We start from the raw sequence: 1,425 nt of genomic DNA on the forward strand, positions 1-1,425 counted from the left end.
CCCATAGGATTTTGAACTACGCAATGGATACGTTTTATCTAGTTGGAATGTATTTCTCGTAAATATCGACCAAAAATATCCCTTAAAAATTCAGGTAATAAATATTTTAAATCCATATTAATAAATTCAGGAAAATATCTACCGAATGTATACATATCAACTGTTATTAATTGATATATTTTATCAGGTTCAATCAATTGATCTTGATAATAATACCCTAATTCACCATAAGATAAATTTAGCGTTACATAGTCCCCAAAATTTGTACCGCGAAATCCCATACCACTTATTTCTTGATTACGATATTCTGCACATTGCACTATTTTTAAAGTTTCTATTAATTGTGTACCTGATAAAGTCACAATTGCAGGATTAATTGGATGAGGTAAACAACGTAAAATATCATAACGTGTTACCTCACCTTGTGGTAAGTCGCGCACTAATAAACCACTATTAATAATTACTGCTGGCACTTGACTAAATTGTGATAAAGATTCAGCAAGTAAGTAACTCAGTTCACACGAATGCAGTAAATTAACATTTAATGGATAAGATAAACTCGTTACTTTATCTTGCAACATGATTTTACCAGTTAAATATACATTATCTTCTTGTGCACCTAATTGATTAATATCAATTAACTCAGCATGCAAATGTTTTTGATGGTTATCAATGTCTATAGTGATATGCCCTAACCAATCACCATAACGTCCGGCAGCCGCTTGCAAAGTACCATTAACCCACTTACCTTCTTTAAAATAATGATGTGTATGTGCCCCTAAAACAATATCAATTTCAGATATCTGTTGACATATTTCATCATCTATTTCTTGTCCTAAATGTGATAAACAAACTAAAATATCTACTTGATCACGTATTTCTTCAGCATATCTTTTTAATTCAAATAAAGGTGAAGTGATTTTCCACCCTAAAGGTTCATAATACAATGGGTATTCGGCTGTAGCTGCAATAAAACCAATTTTATAATTACCAACATATTGAATCGAATAAGGTTTAACAAATGATGGCCTTTTTCCATCATTATTATACAAATTAGATACTACAACATCAAAATTCGCCTCACTATAAAGATCAATTAATTGGGCTTTACTTAATGTAATACCTTCATTATTACCAATTGTAACGACATTAACACCGATATCGTTCAACATCTGAACATTACCTTTACCGAATAATGCTTCTGTATATGTGTGAGAACGATCAATATGATCACCAACATCAACATAACACATACAATCGCCATATTTAATTTTCATAGAACGAATAAGTTTTTCTATAGTATACCAATTACCAAAATGACTATGAATATCATTACTATGAAATAAATGTAATTGCATCTTCATCCCCACTTTCATATCATTTTTTATCTTAATTCATACAGTTAGTGTAAAGTTTTTGTTGGTC

1 protein-coding gene is annotated in these 1,425 nt (G+C 30.5%); it reads right to left on the reverse strand.

The window, feature by feature from the left end; translation table 11 throughout:
* Nucleotides 1–38: 38 nt before the first annotated feature.
* A complete protein-coding gene (locus tag AC5EAH_RS08100) occupies nucleotides 39–1,358 on the reverse strand; it encodes a bifunctional metallophosphatase/5'-nucleotidase (protein WP_493494272.1) in 1,320 nt (439 codons plus the stop codon).
* Between the last annotated feature and the right edge of the window lie 67 nt (nucleotides 1,359–1,425).

It is taken from the genome of Staphylococcus sp. B1(2026), from assembly GCF_058895785.1.

Excerpts from the sequence above, each read along its gene's own strand:
- AC5EAH_RS08100 (WP_493494272.1), bottom strand. The coding sequence starts at position 1,358 with ATGCAATTACATTTATTTCATAGTAATGATATTCATAGTCATTTTGGT.